General features: G+C 63.1%; 20 protein-coding genes and 1 pseudogene. 12 read left to right on the top strand and 9 right to left on the bottom strand.

What is annotated here, in order from left to right; translation table 11 throughout:
* Window positions 1-52 precede the first annotated feature (52 nt).
* From AB4074_RS14195 to AB4074_RS14175, 5 genes are all read left to right on the top strand, one after another.
* Window positions 53-1,375, top strand: a complete 1,323-nt coding sequence (locus AB4074_RS14195; protein ID WP_441413959.1) for a mannitol dehydrogenase family protein — start codon at window positions 53-55, stop codon at window positions 1,373-1,375.
* A 434-nt stretch (window positions 1,376-1,809) separates the two neighbouring features.
* Window positions 1,810-3,255, top strand: a complete 1,446-nt coding sequence (gene uidB / locus AB4074_RS14190) for a glucuronide transporter (RefSeq protein ID WP_441413944.1) — start codon at window positions 1,810-1,812, stop codon at window positions 3,253-3,255.
* 118 nt (window positions 3,256-3,373) lie between these two features.
* Window positions 3,374-4,603 carry a D-mannonate dehydratase ManD gene (gene manD / locus AB4074_RS14185; protein WP_441413943.1) on the top strand — a complete coding sequence of 410 codons (1,230 nt, stop codon included), beginning with the start codon at window positions 3,374-3,376 and terminating at the stop codon, window positions 4,601-4,603.
* Between the two features lie 61 nt (window positions 4,604-4,664).
* Window positions 4,665-6,941 carry a gluconokinase, GntK/IdnK-type gene (locus tag AB4074_RS14180; protein WP_441413958.1) on the top strand — a complete coding sequence of 759 codons (2,277 nt, stop codon included), beginning with the start codon at window positions 4,665-4,667 and terminating at the stop codon, window positions 6,939-6,941.
* A gap of 138 nt (window positions 6,942-7,079) precedes the next feature.
* Complete coding sequence (locus AB4074_RS14175) at window positions 7,080-7,349, top strand: hypothetical protein (protein ID WP_148667388.1); 270 nt, start codon at window positions 7,080-7,082, stop codon at window positions 7,347-7,349.
* 1 nt (window position 7,350) lies between these two features.
* On the opposite strand, the gene AB4074_RS14170 is transcribed toward AB4074_RS14175, so the two are convergent.
* Window positions 7,351-8,085, bottom strand: a complete 735-nt coding sequence (locus AB4074_RS14170; RefSeq protein WP_441413942.1) for an SOS response-associated peptidase — start codon at window positions 8,083-8,085, stop codon at window positions 7,351-7,353.
* A gap of 106 nt (window positions 8,086-8,191) precedes the next feature.
* On the opposite strand from AB4074_RS14170, the gene AB4074_RS14165 reads away from it, so the two are divergent.
* From AB4074_RS14165 to AB4074_RS14150, 4 genes are read left to right on the top strand one after another with little or no spacing between them, the layout of a single operon-like run.
* Window positions 8,192-8,728, top strand: coding sequence for a universal stress protein (locus tag AB4074_RS14165; RefSeq protein WP_441413941.1), 537 nt, complete (start codon window positions 8,192-8,194; stop codon window positions 8,726-8,728).
* Window positions 8,725-9,225: a fluoride efflux transporter FluC gene (locus AB4074_RS14160; RefSeq protein WP_441413940.1), complete on the top strand. Its 501-nt coding sequence runs from the start codon at window positions 8,725-8,727 to the stop codon at window positions 9,223-9,225. The genes AB4074_RS14165 and AB4074_RS14160 overlap by 4 nt, the downstream gene beginning before the upstream one ends.
* The gene (gene crcB, locus AB4074_RS14155) at window positions 9,222-9,590 is read left to right on the top strand and encodes a fluoride efflux transporter CrcB (RefSeq protein WP_441413939.1); all 369 of its coding nucleotides are present in this window, start codon (window positions 9,222-9,224) and stop codon (window positions 9,588-9,590) included. Before AB4074_RS14160 ends, crcB begins: the two co-directional genes overlap by 4 nt.
* A complete protein-coding gene (locus AB4074_RS14150) occupies window positions 9,542-10,222 on the top strand; it encodes a GNAT family N-acetyltransferase (RefSeq protein ID WP_441413938.1) in 681 nt (226 codons plus the stop codon). Before crcB ends, AB4074_RS14150 begins: the two co-directional genes overlap by 49 nt.
* Before the next feature lie 82 nt (window positions 10,223-10,304).
* Here the strand turns inward: AB4074_RS14150 and AB4074_RS14145 are convergent, their stop codons facing one another.
* Together AB4074_RS14145 and AB4074_RS14140 are read right to left on the bottom strand one after the other, a co-directional pair.
* Window positions 10,305-11,036 carry a nucleotidyltransferase family protein gene (locus AB4074_RS14145; protein WP_441413937.1) on the bottom strand — a complete coding sequence of 244 codons (732 nt, stop codon included), beginning with the start codon at window positions 11,034-11,036 and terminating at the stop codon, window positions 10,305-10,307.
* The gene (locus AB4074_RS14140; protein ID WP_441413936.1) at window positions 11,033-11,740 is read right to left on the bottom strand and encodes a TetR/AcrR family transcriptional regulator C-terminal domain-containing protein; all 708 of its coding nucleotides are present in this window, start codon (window positions 11,738-11,740) and stop codon (window positions 11,033-11,035) included. Before AB4074_RS14140 ends, AB4074_RS14145 begins: the two co-directional genes overlap by 4 nt.
* Before the next feature lie 546 nt (window positions 11,741-12,286).
* Between AB4074_RS14140 and AB4074_RS14135 the strand changes: the two genes are divergently transcribed.
* Both AB4074_RS14135 and AB4074_RS14130 read left to right on the top strand, forming a co-directional pair.
* The gene (locus AB4074_RS14135) at window positions 12,287-12,442 is read left to right on the top strand and encodes a hypothetical protein (protein ID WP_441413935.1); all 156 of its coding nucleotides are present in this window, start codon (window positions 12,287-12,289) and stop codon (window positions 12,440-12,442) included.
* A 90-nt stretch (window positions 12,443-12,532) separates the two neighbouring features.
* Complete coding sequence (locus tag AB4074_RS14130) at window positions 12,533-12,679, top strand: lmo0937 family membrane protein (RefSeq protein ID WP_345449193.1); 147 nt, start codon at window positions 12,533-12,535, stop codon at window positions 12,677-12,679.
* Between the two features lie 147 nt (window positions 12,680-12,826).
* Here the strand turns inward: AB4074_RS14130 and AB4074_RS14125 are convergent, their stop codons facing one another.
* The 6 genes and pseudogenes from AB4074_RS14125 to AB4074_RS14100 form a co-directional block, all read right to left on the bottom strand.
* On the bottom strand, window positions 12,827-13,135 hold the full coding sequence (locus AB4074_RS14125) for a hypothetical protein (RefSeq protein ID WP_441413934.1): 309 nt from the start codon (window positions 13,133-13,135) through the stop codon (window positions 12,827-12,829).
* A gap of 176 nt (window positions 13,136-13,311) precedes the next feature.
* Complete coding sequence (locus tag AB4074_RS14120; RefSeq protein WP_441413933.1) at window positions 13,312-13,881, bottom strand: putative immunity protein; 570 nt, start codon at window positions 13,879-13,881, stop codon at window positions 13,312-13,314.
* 2 nt (window positions 13,882-13,883) lie between these two features.
* Window positions 13,884-14,696: a cell division protein ZapE gene (gene zapE, locus AB4074_RS14115; protein WP_441413932.1), complete on the bottom strand. Its 813-nt coding sequence runs from the start codon at window positions 14,694-14,696 to the stop codon at window positions 13,884-13,886.
* 14 nt (window positions 14,697-14,710) lie between these two features.
* Window positions 14,711-15,025 (bottom strand): annotated as a pseudogene (locus AB4074_RS14110) (CorA family divalent cation transporter); the annotation flags it as partial.
* A gap of 18 nt (window positions 15,026-15,043) precedes the next feature.
* Window positions 15,044-15,469 carry a DUF1761 domain-containing protein gene (locus AB4074_RS14105; protein WP_441413931.1) on the bottom strand — a complete coding sequence of 142 codons (426 nt, stop codon included), beginning with the start codon at window positions 15,467-15,469 and terminating at the stop codon, window positions 15,044-15,046.
* 9 nt (window positions 15,470-15,478) lie between these two features.
* Window positions 15,479-16,039 (bottom strand): Lrp/AsnC family transcriptional regulator, encoded by a 561-nt coding sequence (locus AB4074_RS14100; RefSeq protein ID WP_441413930.1) that lies wholly within the window; start codon window positions 16,037-16,039, stop codon window positions 15,479-15,481.
* Between the two features lie 168 nt (window positions 16,040-16,207).
* Between AB4074_RS14100 and AB4074_RS14095 the strand changes: the two genes are divergently transcribed.
* On the top strand, window positions 16,208-17,446 hold the full coding sequence (locus AB4074_RS14095) for an MFS transporter (protein WP_441413929.1): 1,239 nt from the start codon (window positions 16,208-16,210) through the stop codon (window positions 17,444-17,446).
* Window positions 17,447-17,480: the final 34 nt, after the last annotated feature.

Here is a 17,480-nt window from a genome sequence, read left to right as displayed (position 1 = left end):
CCTGAGCCGTGCCATCAAGCCAATCGGCAAAGCCCCGGTGCGCATTGTGCACATGGGACTGGGAGCCTTTCATCGATCACACCAGGCCTGGTACACCCAGCATGCAGGCGACGCGGCTGAGTGGGGCATCGCCTCCTTTACCGGCCGCCGCCCGGATGCCGCAGAAGTCCTGGCCGCCCAGGACGGCCTGTACACCGTGGTCGAGCGTTCGGATGCGGGTGATTCATTCGAAGTCATCGGCAGCATTGTCGAGGCCGTCGACGGTGCCGACGTCGAGCGTTTTGTCGAAGTTGTCGCAGCGCCGCTGACTTCGCTCATCACGCTCACCATTACTGAGGCCGCCTACCGGCTTGGGGCCGACGGCAAGTTGGACAACCAGGCGCCCGACGTCGTCGCGGACCTCGCCGTGCTCTCTGGCGGCTCTGCTTCCGGCAAGCCGACGACGCCGCTGGGCCGCCTGGTGCTGGGCCTCGCCGCGCGCCGCGACGCCGACGCCGGTCCACTCGCCGTCGTCTGCTGCGACAACCTCTCCAACAACGGGACCGTTGCCAGAAGCGCCGTGATGGGGATGGCCAAAGCGTTCGACGCCGGACTCGCCGCCTGGATCGACGCCAACATCAGTTTTGTCAGTACTTCCGTTGACCGCATCACGCCGCGGACGACGGACGCCGATATCGACGCCGTCGCTTCCGCTTGCGGATACCGCGACGAATCACCCGTGGTCGCCGAGTCCTTCCGCAACTGGGTCCTCAGCGGGGACTTCCCAGCGGGACGCCCGCACTGGGAAGACGCGGGCGCCGTCTTCGTGGACGAGATCGAGCCGTACGAGCACCGCAAGCTGTGGCTCCTCAACGGCGCACACTCCCTCCTCGCTTATGCCGGCCAGCTGCGCGGACACAAGACCGTGGCCGAAGCCCTCGCCGACGATTCCTGCCGACGGGCGGTAGAGGACTTCTGGGATGAGGCCGCAGCCAGCCTGCATGGTGATGACTTGCGCATCCCCGAGTACCGGGCTGCCCTGCTGGAACGCTTCGGGAATTCCCGGATCGCCCACCATCTGGCCCAGATAGCCATGGACGGCAGCACCAAGCTGCGCATGCGGGCGCTGCCGGTGCTCCGCGCCGAGCGCGCTGCCGGCCGCAGCGGCCAAGCGGCTGCCCGGATGATCGCGGCCTGGACTGCCTACACCGCCACGGCAACGGGTCTCCAGGACCCGCAAGCGGCAGAAATCGCCGCCGCGAACCTCCTCCCGGCCCGTCCCCGGCTCGAAGCTCTGCTAGGGCTAGTGGATCCGGACCTGGTTGCCGACCCGGCGATCGTGGACCTCGTTGAGCGTTTGGCCGAGACCTTCGCGGTCGCTGGAAACCTCAGCTAATCCGACAGGCAGTTTCGACGGCGCCCGTTGCCTTCCTTGTGAAGGCAACGGGCGCCGTCGTTTTGCCCCTGACAAGTGAGCGAGCGTTTGCCAGTCACCCGCCATAGGTGAGCGGGCGTTGCGAAGGATCGACGCTCGCTCGCTTATATGGCATTTTCCCCCGACGCTCGCTCGCTTATATGGCATTTTCCCCCAACGCTCGCTCGCTTATATGGCATTTTCCCCCAACGCTCGCTCGCTTCTTCTGAGCGGGCATTGAGACTGCACTGGCGTTGAAAAGTTTCTATGGAAACATTTGGCAACCGCTTGCCGAATGGTTGCCAGAGCGATTAGAATTACATCAAGCTTCAACAATTTCAGGCCTGGTTCGGCCGAAGCTTTTCCATCATCGCAAGCCGGAACATGGGGTACCGGCAAGGGTAAAGGAGCCCGCAATGAACAAGCTCAGCAAACTCAGCATCCTCGGCTATGGGGCTGGCGACGCCGCCAACAACCTTGCCTTCACTACTGCCACCATGTTCCTCCTTGTCTACTACACCGACGTCGCGGGCATATCCGCGGCGGCCGCCGGCACCCTGTTGCTTACCGTGAGGATCTTCGACGCTTTCGCCGATGTCTTCGCCGGACGACTGGTTGACCGCGCCTACAGCAAGCGCTTCGGAAAATTCCGCCCGTTCATCATGTTCGGCTCGATCCCATTGCTGCTTCTGAGCGTCGCGGCCTTCTCCATTCCGCAAGTCGGCGAAACGGGGATGCTGCTCTACGCCTACGTGACATACGCGGCCCTGGGCCTGGCTTACTCGCTGGTGAACATCCCGTACGGTTCGCTGGCCGGCGCGATGACACAAGAACCGGGGGAGCGAGCCAAGCTGGGCTCAGCCCGCATGGTCGGCGCTCTTTTGGTCAGTTCTGCGTTGGGCATCTTCGTTGCTCCGCTCATCAAGCCCGGCGCAAACCTGCAGTCCACGTTCACCATCATCACTCTGGTCTTCGTCGTGATCGGCGCAGCGCTGTACTTCTTCACGTTCCTGACCGCCAAGGAGCGGGTCCACCGTGCGGTGCCCAAGGTTTCCTTCAAGCAAAGCATGGCGACACTCAAGACAAACCGTCCCCTGCTCATGCTGTGCCTGAGCTCCTTCCTCTTCCTGACCGGCTACATGGCGCTGTCTTCGGTGCAGCTGTATTACTTGCGCGACGTCCTCGGGCGGCTGGATCTCTACGCGGTCCTCTCCATCGTCCAGCTGGTGGTGACCTTTGCCCTCGCTCCGGTCATGCCGAGGCTGGTCCGAAACTTCGGCAAGAAGACCATCTATGTGGCTGCCGGTTTCCTCGCCATCATCGGTGGCGCAATCGTCTTCTTTGCTCCGGCCTCCATGGTCTGGGTTGGCTTCTCCGGTCTGCTCTTGAGCATGCTTGGCGTCATGGCCGTCAACATCGTGGTGTGGGCCCTGGAGGCAGATACCGTGGAATACGGCGAATGGAAGACCGGTGTCCGGACTGAGGGCATCACCTACGCGCTGTTCTCCTTCACCCGCAAGACTGGCCAAGCCGTCGGCGGCGCCCTTGCCGCATACACACTCGCGGCCGGCGGCTACAAGTCCGGCACTACGCACAGCGCCGAATCCCTGCAGGCCATCCAGTTTGCCGCAGGCGCGCTGCCCGCCATCATGACCATCCTCGCGATTGTCGTCATGGCCAAGTACAAGTTGACCGACGCGTTCCACGCCCAGATCCTGGGCGAGATCAAGGCGCGCCGTTCCCTGGAAACATCCGGCGAGGAGCCATTTAGCGCGGAGGGCGCAGCCGCAACCCCCGCCGAGCGGGCCGCCGCGGAAACCGCCGCGGTAATCGCTGGGCCAGAAAAAATCTCGACGAAATAATACTGCAACCGGTTGCCAATAATTGTCATCCATCCTAAGATCGTCTTTACCCGCCCTGTGGTGCACGTCGCATCCGGGCCAGGCCAGCCCTCGATCAGCAACCCTGAAAGGACCAGCTGTGAAAATCATTGCTGCTGAAGTCTTCGTGACCAGCCCTACCCGGAACTTCGTGACCTTGCGGATCACCACCGAGGACGGCGTGACCGGCATCGGCGACGCGACCCTGAACGGCCGTGAACTCGCGGTGGCCGCGTACTTGAAGGAACACGTTGCGCAGCTGCTGATCGGCAAGGACCCGCACCGCATCGAGGACACCTGGCAGTTCCTGTACCGCAGCTCGTACTGGCGCCGCGGCCCGGTCACCATGGCCGCCATCGCCGCCGTCGACATGGCCCTGTGGGACATCAAGGGCAAGGTCGCCGGACTGCCGGTTTACCAGCTCCTGGGCGGCGCCTCCCGCAACGGGCTCCGCGCGTACGGCCACGCCTCGGGCGCGGACATCCCGTCCTTGTTCGACTCGGTCCGGGAGCACCTGGAGCTCGGTTACAAGTCGATCCGTATCCAGACCGCCATCCCGGGTATCAAGGCCGTCTATGGCGTGGCCGCCCAGGCGCAGGCTTCGGGTGAGCGCTACGACTACGAGCCCGCCGGCCGCGGTGCGTTCCCGCAGGAAGAGGACTGGGACACCCGCGCCTACCTGCGCCACCTGCCCACCGTCTTCGAAGCGGTGCGCAACGAATTCGGCCCGGAAATCCCGCTGCTGCACGATGGTCACCACCGCATGACCCCCATCCAGGCAGCCAAGCTTGGCAAAGCGCTGGAACCGTACGACCTGTTCTGGCTCGAAGACTGCACCCCGGCCGAAAACCAGGAAGGGCTGCGCCTTGTGCGCCAGCACACCACCACACCGCTTGCCATCGGCGAAATCTTCAACACGGTGTATGACTTCCAGACGCTCATCAAGGAACAGCTGATCGACTACGTCCGGGCCGCGTCCACGCACTTCGGCGGGATCTCGCCTCTGAAAAAGGTCATGGACTTCGCCGCCCAGTACCAGATCAAGTCCGGTTTCCACGGCCCGACCGATATTTCGCCTGTCGGTTTCGCCGCGCAGTTGCACGTTGGCCTGGCCATCCACAACTACGGCATCCAAGAGTACATGCAGCACTCGGACAAGACCAACACGGTCTTCGAACAGTCCATGACCTTCACCGACGGCTACCTGCACCCGGGCGACAATCCGGGTCTCGGCGTCGAATTCAACGAGGAAGCCGCCAACTCCTTCCCGTATCAGCAGGCCTACCTGCCCTACAACCGCCTCGTGGACGGCACCGTCCATGACTGGTAGGAACGTGGGCGTGGCTGGCGAGCCCACCGCCGCCGCGGAAAAGCCACGGCGCATTGTGGTGATGGGCGTATCCGGCTGCGGCAAGACAACCATCGGGGACCTCGTCGCCCGGGCGCTGGGAGTTCCGTTCCTCGACGGCGATTCGCTCCACCCGGTGGAAAACGTCGCCAAAATGGCCGCCGGAACCCCGCTCACCGATGAAGACCGCTGGCCATGGCTTGCGACGGTCGGCACCGAACTCGCCAACGCTGGCGACGGCGGGCTGGTTCTCGCCTGCTCCGCCCTCCGGCGCAGCTACCGTGACGCCATTCGTGAGAAAGCCCCGGACACCGTCTTCCTGCACCTGCACGGCAGCAAAGAGGTGCTTAGGGAAAGGACAGAAGGGCGTTCCGGCCACTTCATGCCGCCTGCCCTGCTGGATTCGCAGCTCGCCACCTTGGAACCGCTCGACGCCGACGAGGCCGGGTTCGTTGTGGACATCGCCGTCCCGGTCAGCGAGGTGGTCGCCGAAGCGCTGGCCGGGATTGCGGCCGTCGCAGGTTCCAAAGCTCAGGCGGGCATCAGCCCCGCCGGTACCGCCGGCACCCAGGCGCGGCAGTTCGACGTCGACCTCCAGGCGGCGCCGTTCAACCTCGACGACGACGCCGTCGCGTGGGTGGACTCAACCATCCGCGGCATGAGCCTCGAGGAAAAAATCGGGCAGCTCTTCATCAATCACAACAACGATTACTCCCCGGAGTACCTCGACGGTGTGCTGGAGAACTATCACGTTGGTGGCATGCGGTACCGGCCGGGCCCGTCCGCCGCTGTCCAGGAACACATCCGCTATGCCCAGTCCAAAACACGCATCCCGCTTCTGGTGGCCTCCAACCCGGAAATGGGAGGAGCCGGAAGCTGCGACGACGGAACATTCGTGTCGACCCACCTCCAGGCCGGTTCCCACCCGGACAAGTCCATCGCCCGGAAAATGGGCCAGGTGGCCGGCGTGGAAACCGCGGCTTTGGGCTGTAATTGGGCCTTGGCGCCGATCGTGGATATCCACTGCAACTGGCGCAACACGGTCATCTCCACCCGGGCGTTCGGCAACACTCCGGAAATTGTGGTGGAGCGAGCCAAGGAGTACTTCGACGGCATCAGCGAATCGCCCACTGTTTGTGCCATCAAGCATTTCCCGGGCGACGGCGTGGACGAACGCGACCAGCACGTGGTCACTTCGTACAACACGCTAGGGTACGCGGAGTGGAATTCCAGCTACGGGCACGTGTACCGGGAAATGATCGGCCACGGGGTCCAATCCATCATGGCCGGACACATCGGGGCGCCTGAGCTCACGCGGCATTTCCGTCCGGGGACGGAAGACAGGGACATCCTGCCCGCCACCCTTGCTCCGGAACTCCTTCAGGACTTGCTCCGTGGCGAACTCGGCTTCAACGGGCTTATTCTCACTGATGCATCCCAAATGGTCGGCCTCACCCAGGCCAAGAAGCGCAAGGACCTTGTTCCTGCCACCATCGCCGCCGGCTGCGACATGTTCCTGTTCTTCCGCAACCCGGCGGAGGACTTCCAGTACATGTTGGACGGCTACAAATCAGGCGTGATCAGCGATCAGCGCCTGCATGACGCGCTGCGCCGGATTCTGGGGCTGAAGGCCAGCCTGGGGCTGCACAAGAAACTGCCGGAAGAATTGACGCCGTCCCCTGAGGCCCTGCGGCTGATCGGCAGCGCGGCCCACCTCGCCGTCGCCGCCGAAATCGCCGACAAGACCGTCGCTCTGATCAAGGACACCGCCGGCAACCTGCCCATCACGCCGGAAACGCACAAGCGGATTCGCCTGTACGGCATCTCCGGTGGTTCCGATTTCACCCGGGCGGACCCGCTGGCCTACTTGGATACGGTCAAGGAGGAACTTGAAACCGCCGGTTTCGAGGTTCACCTCTTCAAGACGGCGGAGCAACGTGAGGCTGCGGGGGAGTCGGGCGTGAACTTCATGAGCGTCATCTCGGACGAAGCCACCGGCGATTATGCGGACAAGTACGATGCCGCGTTCGTCTTTGCTTGCGTCTTGGGCTTTGCCCAAGAGGCGGCGATCCGCATCAAGTGGTCCAGCCCTATGGCGGCCGAAATCCCGTGGTACGTCACGGAAGTCCCCACGGTGTTCGTCTCGCTGAACCAGCCGAACCACTTGATCGATGTACCGATGGTCAAGACGGCGATCAATGCCCACGCGGGGACCCGCGAGGCAATTCGGGCTGCCATCCAGAAAATCCAGGGCAAGTCCGAGTTCCAAGGTACCTTCAACGAGAACGTGTTCTGCGACTCCTTCGACACCCGGCTTTAGGTGGGCTTAGGCTGTGGCGGCCATTTCCCAGCTGCATGGGGGAATGGCCGTCGCATGCCCGGTGGCCGGAATGATGGAGCTATGGAGTTCGAATCTCCTGACCTCCATATTGTCGATGCCTCGCAGTAGTATTCGGGCATGCCTGACCAGCCCGAATACCCCGCGCCGTTGAATTCAGTCGGCGCCCCGCCTCCGCGGCAAACAGAACCGTTATCGACCGTTTCAAGGGTGCCCGTTATCGCCAAGCTCGTTTGGCCGAAGTACCTTCAATATGTTCCGGCCATGGTCACCCGGACGTCGGAAGGCAAGGTCCTGGTCCAGTGGTGGCCGAATCCCTTCGGATCGGCCACGAGAATGACGTGGCTAAAGGATACGGACGTGAGGGCAGAACTGCGCTACGAGCGTTGAGTCAGGCAGCCGGGTTCGCGACGTCCACCAACTTGGTGTTGTCTTCGACGAGTTCCACGGGCCTCATTGTCCACGCCGACGACAAGCCGTACGCCTCGCCCAGCACGGCGTCCAACAAGGCCTGGCCCCTGGTTTCCTTGGGGTCTATCCAATCGTCGATCATGTCCGCAGAGATCGGAACCGGAATCCGGTCATGCAAATTGTGGAGTCGCTCGTGAACGCCCTCGGGAGGGGAATCCATGGTCAGGATGGAGCAGGACAAACGCCATGCGCCGGGCGCGGACTTGTCCTCGATGCTCTCGTCACGCCATGGCGCAAACAATCCCGCGAAGGTAATCAGCTCGTCCTTCGGTTCGACGATGTAGCGCTGCTTGGGATCCTTGCGGCCGGGACCCGATTTCTTCCACTCGTAGTAGGCAGAGGCCGGAACGACAGCCCGCCACTTGGGCAGGGACGCCCTGAAAGCCGGGATTGACCCGGCGGTTTCCGAGCGCGCATTCCAGGTGGGTACCTTCGAATCGAAGGACTTGGAGAATGTCGGAACCAATCCCCACCGGCCGGCAGCGAGCTCGCGGCCGACCGAACCGTCCCCGGCCCGTCCCCGCAGAAAGACCACGGGGTCAGTCGGGTTGATCTGGAGCGTCGGCGAGGGGTAGTCGGTATCACCGCGCAGCACGGCACCGAGCTTCCTCGAGAGATAGTCTGCTTCGAAACCGACACTGAACCGACCGCACATATCGACATTCTCGCTTAGCGCTTGGGACAACGCCAGTCGCAGAAGCCCATACTGGAGCAAGATTGAAGAACCCGCATCCTGACACCCCGGACATTTGGAGGACCCCATGAGCAACCCCCGCGGCGAGGACACGCGGCCGCCCGAGGGCAGCCCAGCCCGCATGACCGGTCCCGTGCTGGCAGGGGTGCTTCCGCACCAGCCCGTCGCGGTGATCGAGAAAGCCGCGGAAGTAGCGCTCAGCGCCGGGTTGGAACTGGTCCTGGCCTTCGCTGATGTCACGAGCTTCCCGGCGGCAGGGGACCGGGATGGGCATCTGGCGGCCCAGCCGATCGATCCCGACGGAATCGACGACGACGCCGCGGCCATCTCGGAGTCGCTCCGATCCCGCATCGCGGATCAACTCGACGGAACAGGCGTGCGGTGGACCTTCGTGACCCTCGCCGGCGAACCTGCCCGGTCTCTAGGCCGATATGCGGCGAGTATCAACGCTTCCATGATCGTCGTGGGAACCAAGGAACACGGCCTCGGCCCGAAGTTTGAAGGACTGGTCACCGGATCGGTAGCCTTGCATTTGGCACATCGCCAAAACTGCCCCGTGCTCATGATTCCCTTGGGCCGTCACGACCCAAGCAGGGATCAATGAAGGAAAGCAGCACCGCACCGCCGGGAGCCAAAGCCCAGACGGCGCCACCGGACCGGAACCCGCCCCGCCCGCTCCACTTGCACGGGTGGTTCGTTCTGCTCGTCGCGGCCGGCGGAATCCTGGGCGCTTTGAGCCGCTACGGGTTCGGCATGGCCCTTCCTGCGCCAAACGCGTGGCCGCTGCCCACCCTGCTTATCAATCTATCCGGCGCGCTTGCGCTTGGCTGGCTCCTCGAGGCGCTCGCACGGAGCGGGTCCGACGCCGGTCTCCGCCGGATTGCCCGCTTGGGCATCGGAAGTGGTTTCCTTGGGGCCTACACCACCTACAGCACCCTGGCGCTGGACTCGGTGCACCTCTTCGGAGCAGGACGCGGGATGGACGCCATGTGGTACCTGGTGGCCAGCCTGTTAGGCGGTGTCGCGGCCACAACCCTGGGTATTTGGCTTGGGGCGCTCCGGCACAAGTCTGCCCAACGGACGCCGAAGGCCCGGACATGACCCTCCTTCTCATAGCGCTCGCGGGCGGCGCAGGTGCGGCCGCCCGTTTCGTGGTGGATGGGGTGGTCCGTTCCCGGGCCCGGACTGCGTTGCCGCTGGGCACGATCTTCATCAACCTCTCCGGTTCGCTGCTCATGGGGATCCTGGCGGGGCTGGTCATGGCACATCAGGCTCCAGAATCTCTCCAGTTGATTCTCGGCACAGGGTTCCTTGGCGGATACACGACGTTCAGTACGGCAAGCCTGGAGACCGTCCGGCTTGTCCAAGCCGGCCGGACCGGCCTGGCCCTTCTCAACGGAGTGGGCACTATGGCGGCATGCGTCGGAGCCGCGGCAGCCGGCGTCGGGCTGGTCTTGTTGTTCTGAGCCGCACACGTCCGAGAAATCACCAACACCCAGTGGCAACCAAACACTGGAAAACCTTTGGAGAGACTATGTTTGAAACGGTCGTACGAGACGGGGTCGTCTTGAAGCCTCTCGAGACATGGCACGCCGGCGCGTTTGCCGAGCATATGAGCAGGGCACGAGACCACATCCGGCCGTGGGTCGGACCGACCTTTGTCACCGACACCGTCGAGGGTGCCCGCGCTACCCTTCAGCGTTACGCCACAGCCACCGCGAATGATGGAGCGCGTATCTATGGCCTCTGGGACGACGGCAAGATCGTTGGAGGCGTGATGTTTGTCATGTTTGACCCCGTCTGGGGCATTTGCGAGATCGGCTGCTGGCTCGAACCCGATGCTGTCGGAGGCGGCCTCATCATCCGGTCGGTCGAACTGCTCATGGAGTGGGCGTTCGTAGAGCGGGGGATGTCCCGAGTTGAATGGCGGTGCCGCACCGACAACGACCGCAGCGTTGCTGTCGCGCAGCGACTGCGCATGCGTTCGGACGGCGTTCTTCGCAGTAGCTGGGTCTACGACGACAGGCGTTACGACAAGGAGGTATTTTCAATACTTCGGGCCGAATGGATGAGCACACGACCTGGTGTCGCGCAATGACGGACGCGGTCCAGACGCCTTAGCGCTCTTCCGAACGCCAAACCGGCCACCGATAAAAAGAACCTCACTCTGCACGTACAACTCATGCCGGCCACGGGAGCACCGTCAGCGTGTGCCATTCCGTCCCCCAGCGTCTGGTCTTCGCCTCGTACACATCCTGAGGGGCGAGCATCGGGTTCGGCACAATCTTCCGGGCGAACAGGTCATCGTAGCCATGTGGGGCGTACGTTCTGAGGGCGCCGGCCTCGTCTGAGGTGACCGCGAAGCAGCAGGTCTTCGCCGCGAAATGATCCACCGCATCGGTGGTGCTGGTGAAGGGGATCGCCCGAACGCCGAAGTGCTCCTCGTACCAAAGGTGTACGCGGGCTTCGTTGCGAACTTCGACGTCGACTCCCAGGTCCTTGAACAGCTCACGCGCCCGCAGAATCACCGCGTTTTCCGCAGCGTAGGATGTGTCCTCGTCGAAGTAGAACAGGTCGTAATCTCGGATTCCGGCTTGGGGATCTTTCCCTTCCAGCACGTTCCAAACGGTCTGGAACAAGGCCCCGGCAGTCAACCACCAGTCGGAGACGCCAAGGAGCGGGGCCAGCTTGAGTATTTGCACGTTGATGGGGTTCTTGTGGATGTAGGCCAGGAAGAGCTGCTCCTCATGGGTGGTCACAGGTCCATCGTGTCCCATCCTTCGGTCCACATTGTTGAGCGTCAGCGTTTCGCAGACTGTGGCCGCCGCGTCCTCGGCATCGAGTGTGACCGGGCGCCGGTGATCGGTGAGGTCCGGAAGGTTCGAAACGAACCGCGGCTGTGTCCTGGTCACTGCTTTGGGGTGGTCTTCTCGCGGATGAGGGGGGCTGCGAGTCCGGCGAGCAGGATGCTGATGCCCTGGTCCAGTTCGGCAGCGCCGTCGTAGTCCGCGAGCACCGGGGCAAGGGCGCGGAGGCGGGGAAATTCTTTCGCCGGCAGACGATGGAGACCAAGGCGGAGCAGCGCTTCGTTTTCGTCCGGATCCACGATGAATTCCTGCAGCTCATTGAGGATGTGGCCGTAGAGGAACCCATAGTAGGCCCGGTAGACGTGCAGCGCGTCGGCCGGGGTGAACCCGGCGTCGATCAGCAACGAGAGGATCTGCTCAAGCGGGCGCAGGGTGCCCAAGGGGCGCAGGCCCAAAGGCGTCGACAACGGGCGGGTCACGAGCAATGGCACGACGTTCGGGTGCCGCAGCGCCAACAGGCGCAGGTCATGGGCGATCTGCCGAAGCTGTGCCTGCCAATCCGGGCGGTCCGGGAAGATGGAAAGCTCCTTCAGGACCAACTCGGTCACTCCGTCCAGGAGCGCAGCACGATTGGCGGCGTACCGGTAGAGACTCATCGGATCCCGGCTCAGTTCCTGCCCCAGACGGCGCATGGTGAGCGCGTCGAGTCCTTCCGCGTCCACCAGCGCAAGGGCAGTGGACAGTACGAGGTCGCGGCTCAGCTTGGGTTTCTCCCCGGTGGCATTCTCGCCGGCAGTTGAAGAATTCATCGGACTCTTTGGGGGCGGCACGGGTTTCCATCCTCATCTGATCGCGTCATCGCTGGTTCCTGCGGAAAAACCTTGCTTACTTTGTAGTCTACGCGTAAAGTCTACATCGTAGACAAGTTCCTACACAGGTTTCACGAAGCGGATTTCAGTGCACAGCCACGGGCCCTGCGTACTGCTTCAGAAACCCGTGACTGCGCACAACGCACAGACCGCCCGAACCCCACCATCAACACCAACGACCGGTCCGATTCTCCTCTCGGGCGGGATCGCTTTTACGGCCTATATACGAGCTGGTGCTTGCTGCAACAGTCCGCGCCGCAGCCCGAGAGCGCTTTTTTGGCAGCGATGAGGACCAAAGGCATCCATCCCACCGGCAACGGGCTCCGAATGACGGGCCCGGCCGCCGCCGACTACATTCTGGCAAGCTGCCCGGCCCTGGCCTGAACCGATGAGCGCCATCTCGAGCACCTACCTCCCGTTGGACGCCCACCAGCCCGGGGCAAGCAGCCCTGGTGCCCAACCTGCGACACCGATCTGCACCTCGTCGTGGACTCCATCACCATCATGGACCGCCGCCGCGAAACCCTCGCCGTTGCCTTCAACTGTCCTAAATGCGGCGGCGCCCGGGTCCTGTCCACAACAGCGGGCTTCGTCGCCGCAGTCCTGGCCCGGTGCGGCTTCCAAATGGAAAAACCGCACTGATCCACCCACTTACCCTCATTGGTAAGTATACTTAGTAACGAATGCCCTAGGCCGCCGGCCTGGGTACGCGAACAAACGAAGGAGACTCACATGTTGCTTTGGATAGCCATCATTATCGCCGTTCTCTGGCTTCTCGGCTTTATCGGCGGCATCGGCGGCGGGCTCATTCACCTGCTTTTGGTTGTTGCCGTCGTCGTTCTGATTTTCCACTTCATCCGCGGCAGGTCACGCGTATAACAACGAACTTTTGCTCCGGCGCCGGAACTCCTTATGTGACAAGGGGGTCCCGGCGTTGTCGTTCGGCGTCATCACAGCCCTGGTTGGCCAGCCCAGCTCTCGCCGTAGGGCGTCTGTGAGGCAATGTGCCTGGAGGCTGGGAGTTTCTCAGTGTGCGGCAGTGCTTGAGTCCAGGAGCAGGGCTGGGCCGCCCATGATGCCGCACGAATAGGTCGCGGTATCCGTCTTGACCAGGATCGAAGTCACCGTGATCTGCCCCGTGGCGGATTCGGCCGTGTAAATATCGGCGCCGCCGACGGTCTTCCCGCGCAAGCCCAGACCGTCGAGAGTACGGGTGCTTGGTGCAGGGTTCGGTCCGCAGTTGAAGTCACGACCCGCGAACTGGACCTTGGACGGCACCTCCTTGGGCCACAGAGTCCAATCCGAGGTCATCTCGTGGACGATCCAAAGTCGCACGCCCACAGCGCCTAGCCCGAAGAGAACGGCGGCGCTCAATGCCCAGATTGCAATTCGTTTCCCCCACGTCATGTCGAAATCACTCGTCGGCTCCGGTGGGAAGTCACGGCCACCGTCTGGGCGAAGGTCATTTCGCAATCTTATGGCCGGGCGCCTAGAGCCGCTGAGCAGTCCCGTTAGCCGGTCGCGTACGGGATACCTTCCTGTGGCGAGCTACTGGCCACAGCGGCCTGAATCTTCCGAATTATTGACCCAAGAAGGCCCGACGCGAGAAGTCCGGAACCGAGCGGTCCCGCGGAGTCCTCACCAACTGGCGGCAACTGCTGAAGCGCCGCCTTCACTTGAGTATTCATGTGCTCGAGTTGCCAGGAGATCTCGTCGGAGATGGCCGTGGGCTGATCCGGAGCGGCCAGCCCTGCCGCTTTCGCGGCGTAGGCGGCTGCGCCGAGAGCGTGCGCGCCCATGTGTGCGACGCCGGTGGCTTGTCCAGCCGCCCGGGCGGCCGCCACAGCCGCAGGAGAGCTCACTGCATTCGCGGCCCGACCAGCAACGAAGCGCCGGCGAATCTCACCGGCGGCGTCGAGTTCACCGTGAGCAAACGCCCGAGTACGGGCGATGGCATCACGTGGCCGGCCATCTGTCGGGGCCTCCATCTCGAACAAGATCAGGACCCGCTCAGCACAGTCCGCGGCCCAAGCTGCCACGAGGCGACGTTCGGTTTCGCTCAGTGTCTGCGGGGAAGACATGCTTAGCTGCCCCCGGCCTCGACTTCTTCAAAGGGCGTCGAGTCTTCCACCCGGCCCAGGAGTGACAGGCGGCTCGCAATTCTGGCCAGATCAACGGGCTGGGTGCTGGTCCGGTGGGCCGGATCCCGGGCCAGGTCCCAGTCCAAGGGGCCGTGGCCCACCAGGAAGAGCGTGATGTCCTGGTCGTACAGGACATCGACGACATTGTTGAACCGTTGCCAGGCCGGTGCGGACCCGCCAGTCGACTCGAGCGTTGGCGAGGGTACGCCGTCGATCACCCACGTTCCGTAGTCCTCCGCCAACGCCAGGTAGTCGGCCGTCGACATGAGGCCGCCGCACAATTCCGTGAAACTGACCCAGAGCATGTCGTCAGCCGCTTTGACGGTGAGCCGTTGCGTCGTGGGGGTGAGGATCCGCTCTTGTGACTTCGCCGGCGGGAACAAACCGAAGGCTCCGAGTTGCGCCGGCGTTCCGGGAGTAATGATCTTGCCCCTGCTGAAGGACTCCAGGCCAGAGGAGCCGCTGGGCCGTGGCGCAGCGGAACCAGCAACCGGCGAACGCCGGAAATCGGTGTCTCCGTCGATCTCCATGATGTCCATCATCTCCTTGATCACCCCGATGGTCGGCACGAAATGATCGTGCCACAGACGGTTCGGCAACAACTTATCCGGTGGATAGTTCGAAGTCACCACGAGCGGGACTCGCCGTTGGGCCGCTGTCCGGAGGAGCTTGGCGATGAACATCCCGTCACCCACATCGTGCACGTGGAATTCGTCGAAACACAGGATGTCGACTCCAGACAGCAAGGCATCCACCGAACGCTGGATGCCGTGAAGATGTGAAGCTCACCGAACTCCACGGTCTCTGTAGCGTCTACGTACCGCGCAGGCCGGAGGACGGTGAAGAGGTTGTTGTCGTAGCGTTCAAGCTTGGGCCGCTGGTGGGCGTTGACGGCGTCTTCGACGGCGAGCAGATGAAGTCCGAACTCGGCAGCCACTGCCGCCATTTCCGTCTCGTCCGGCCGGTACAGTCCAATCCACACCATTCCGCCATGGGCGGCGAGTGTTTCGACGCTTTGCTCAAGGCTTTCCGGAGTCGCGGTCCGGATGCCGTTCACATAGACGGCATTGTCAATGATGGTCACGAGGTTATTCTCCTCCTGTTACTGCAACGCCCCGATGATTGCCCCGGCGACAGTCATGGCCACGATGTCATGGCCGGAGTCGATGAGAGTCACGGCGGACGGCCTGCCTGCGAAACCGTTGTGGATGACGTGGCCGCCGACGCGGAAGACCACCGCAATCACCAGCGCAAAGAAACCGGCGTGCAAGCTTCCCTGCACGTCCAGCTTTCCGATGAGGACGGCCAACAGGATGCTTGTGAATGCTGCGGCCACCATCATGGGGATCCAGATTCCTGCGCCGCCCTCGATCTTCTTGAGGTCTTCCTCGGTCTTGCCGATAGCCTGCATCCACCGTCTACCGAGGACCGCAGGCATGTACCAGACAAATCCGATGACCATGCTGGAAATGAAGGCCAGGAGTATGGCCAGCCAGTTGAGGTGCTGAAGAGAAGAGAGCCAATCCATTCTGGAATCCTAGTCGGCTTCCCTGACCGGCGAATCAGTGGAAACCTGCGTTTTGACGCGTTTCACGGCGCCGGCCGTTTCGGCGGCGTCCACGAGCCTGCCGATCAGCGGCTCTGTCCGGTAGGGGATATGGGTGTGCAGGGCAAGGACCGTTTCCGTGCGGATGACGCCCTTGGTTCTGAGGATGGAGCGAAGCGCGGTTTGCAGGTTGTGCGTGTCGGTGGCCACCACGCGGCATAAGAGATCGCCGCGCCCGGAAATTTCATGCACCTCAAGGACCTGGGGGATGCGGCGGAGGGCTCCGATCACGCCGTCGAGTTCCCGGTGGGTCACCTCCAACGTCACGAAGCCGACGACGTCGTACCCCACCTTTTCGAGGTCGACCTCGCGGCCGCCGTCGTTCAGTACGCCCGAGCGGACCAGGCGGCGCATCCTCGATTGGGCGGTGTTGCGCGCAATCCCCAGGGACTCGCTCAGTTCGGCGATCTGAACCCTGGGATCACGGATCAACTCAAGCAGGATCTTCAGGTCCGTTGGATCGAGGGTGTTCAAATCATCACTCCGGCTCATTTGTGGTCCTCAGTGAACGTCAATTCTGACTGTTTTGATCAATTCTTTCATGGACATCTGATCTATCCGGCAGGCTTGCGACATCCTATTGCCATCAATATTTTGGGCCGTCCAGTCCAGGCCCACAAGGCCAGGTTCCGTGATGGCCGCTGAGGCGAAGGCACGGAAATGACTGTCTTTAGCGAACTGCGCATGCGCCAGGCCACCGCCGCGCGCTCGGGCTGGGATGCTTCCACCACGGCAAGGCTGGTCCTGGCCGGCGCCGTCATGTTCACACTGCTGGTCGGTGCCAACTTGGCGAGCCCGCTGTATCCGCTGCTTCAGGCGCAACTCGGAATCACTTCACTGGGCGTGACAGTTGCCTTTGCGAGCTACGTCCTGGCACTCGTGGCTGTGCTGATGCTCGCCGGCCACTGGTCGGACCATATCGGCCGGCGTGCTGCGCTGGTTCTGGCCGTCCTGGTGGGCTTGGTGGGTGGCCTGGTTTTCGCCAACGCGGACAATCTTTTGATGCTCTCGGCCGGTCGCATGCTTCAGGGCGTCGCCGTGGGACTTGCCACTGGTGCGAGCTCGGCGGCTTTGCGTGAATTGCTTCCGTCCCGGCCTGAGTGGGCTTCGCGCTTCACCTTGCTGTCATCCTCGGGAGGGGTGGCAGCCGGTCCCGCCATCGGCGGATTGCTTTCGCTGCTCCCGGGTGCCACGTCAACGCCGTTCTTCATCCACGCGGCCGTCCTGCTCCTCTTGTTGGTCCCGCTGTGGCTTCTCAAGGCACGTCCCGCGATTCGACCTGCCGAAGGCCCGCGTCCCTACACGGTGCTCGCCCCACGACGGCCTTCCGTTTCGCGGGAAGCCAGGGGAGCGTTTTGGCTGGCCTCGAGCGTCGGCTTCCTCAGCTTTGCCGTGTTCGGATTCTGCCTTTCGCTCGCGCCCGGCTACTTCGCCGTCGTCGTGCACGCCGATTCCCGCCCCATGACCGGCCTGCTCGCCGGACTGACGCTCGGAGGGTCCGCGCTCAGCCAATTGCTGAAGGTCCGTGGCCGTTTCGCCGTGCCCGCTGGGCTAGCGGTCCTGGGGGTTTCCGTTGTGCTGGTCGGCGCGGCCGCATCCTTGTCGAGTCCGGTGTTGCTGGTTGCAGCGAGCCTGTCCGCCGGGGTTGGGCAAGGGATCGCCTTCCGGCTGGTGTTCAACGACGTTGCCGGCAAAGTCGAAGCGTCCCGGCATGCCCAAATCATCAGCACTGTCTACGTCATCACCTACCTTGGCAGCGCTGTGCCGGTCATCGGGCTGGGCCTGGCCGCTTCGTTCATCGGACTGGGCGCCGCTGCCAGCTATTTCACCGTCGTGTGCGGGCTGGCAGCGACGGTGCTCGCTGTCGCCTCCCTCCGCAGGGTTCTCCGCAACGGCTGACTGACGGTTCATCCGGGAAGTCCAAGTTCGCAAA

The sequence above is a fragment of the Arthrobacter sp. 2MCAF14 genome, from assembly GCF_052115645.1.
GTDB lineage: Bacteria > Actinomycetota > Actinomycetes > Actinomycetales > Micrococcaceae > Arthrobacter.
Note: the sequence above shows the minus strand (reverse complement) of the source record. Positions and strands in the feature narration are given on the sequence as shown.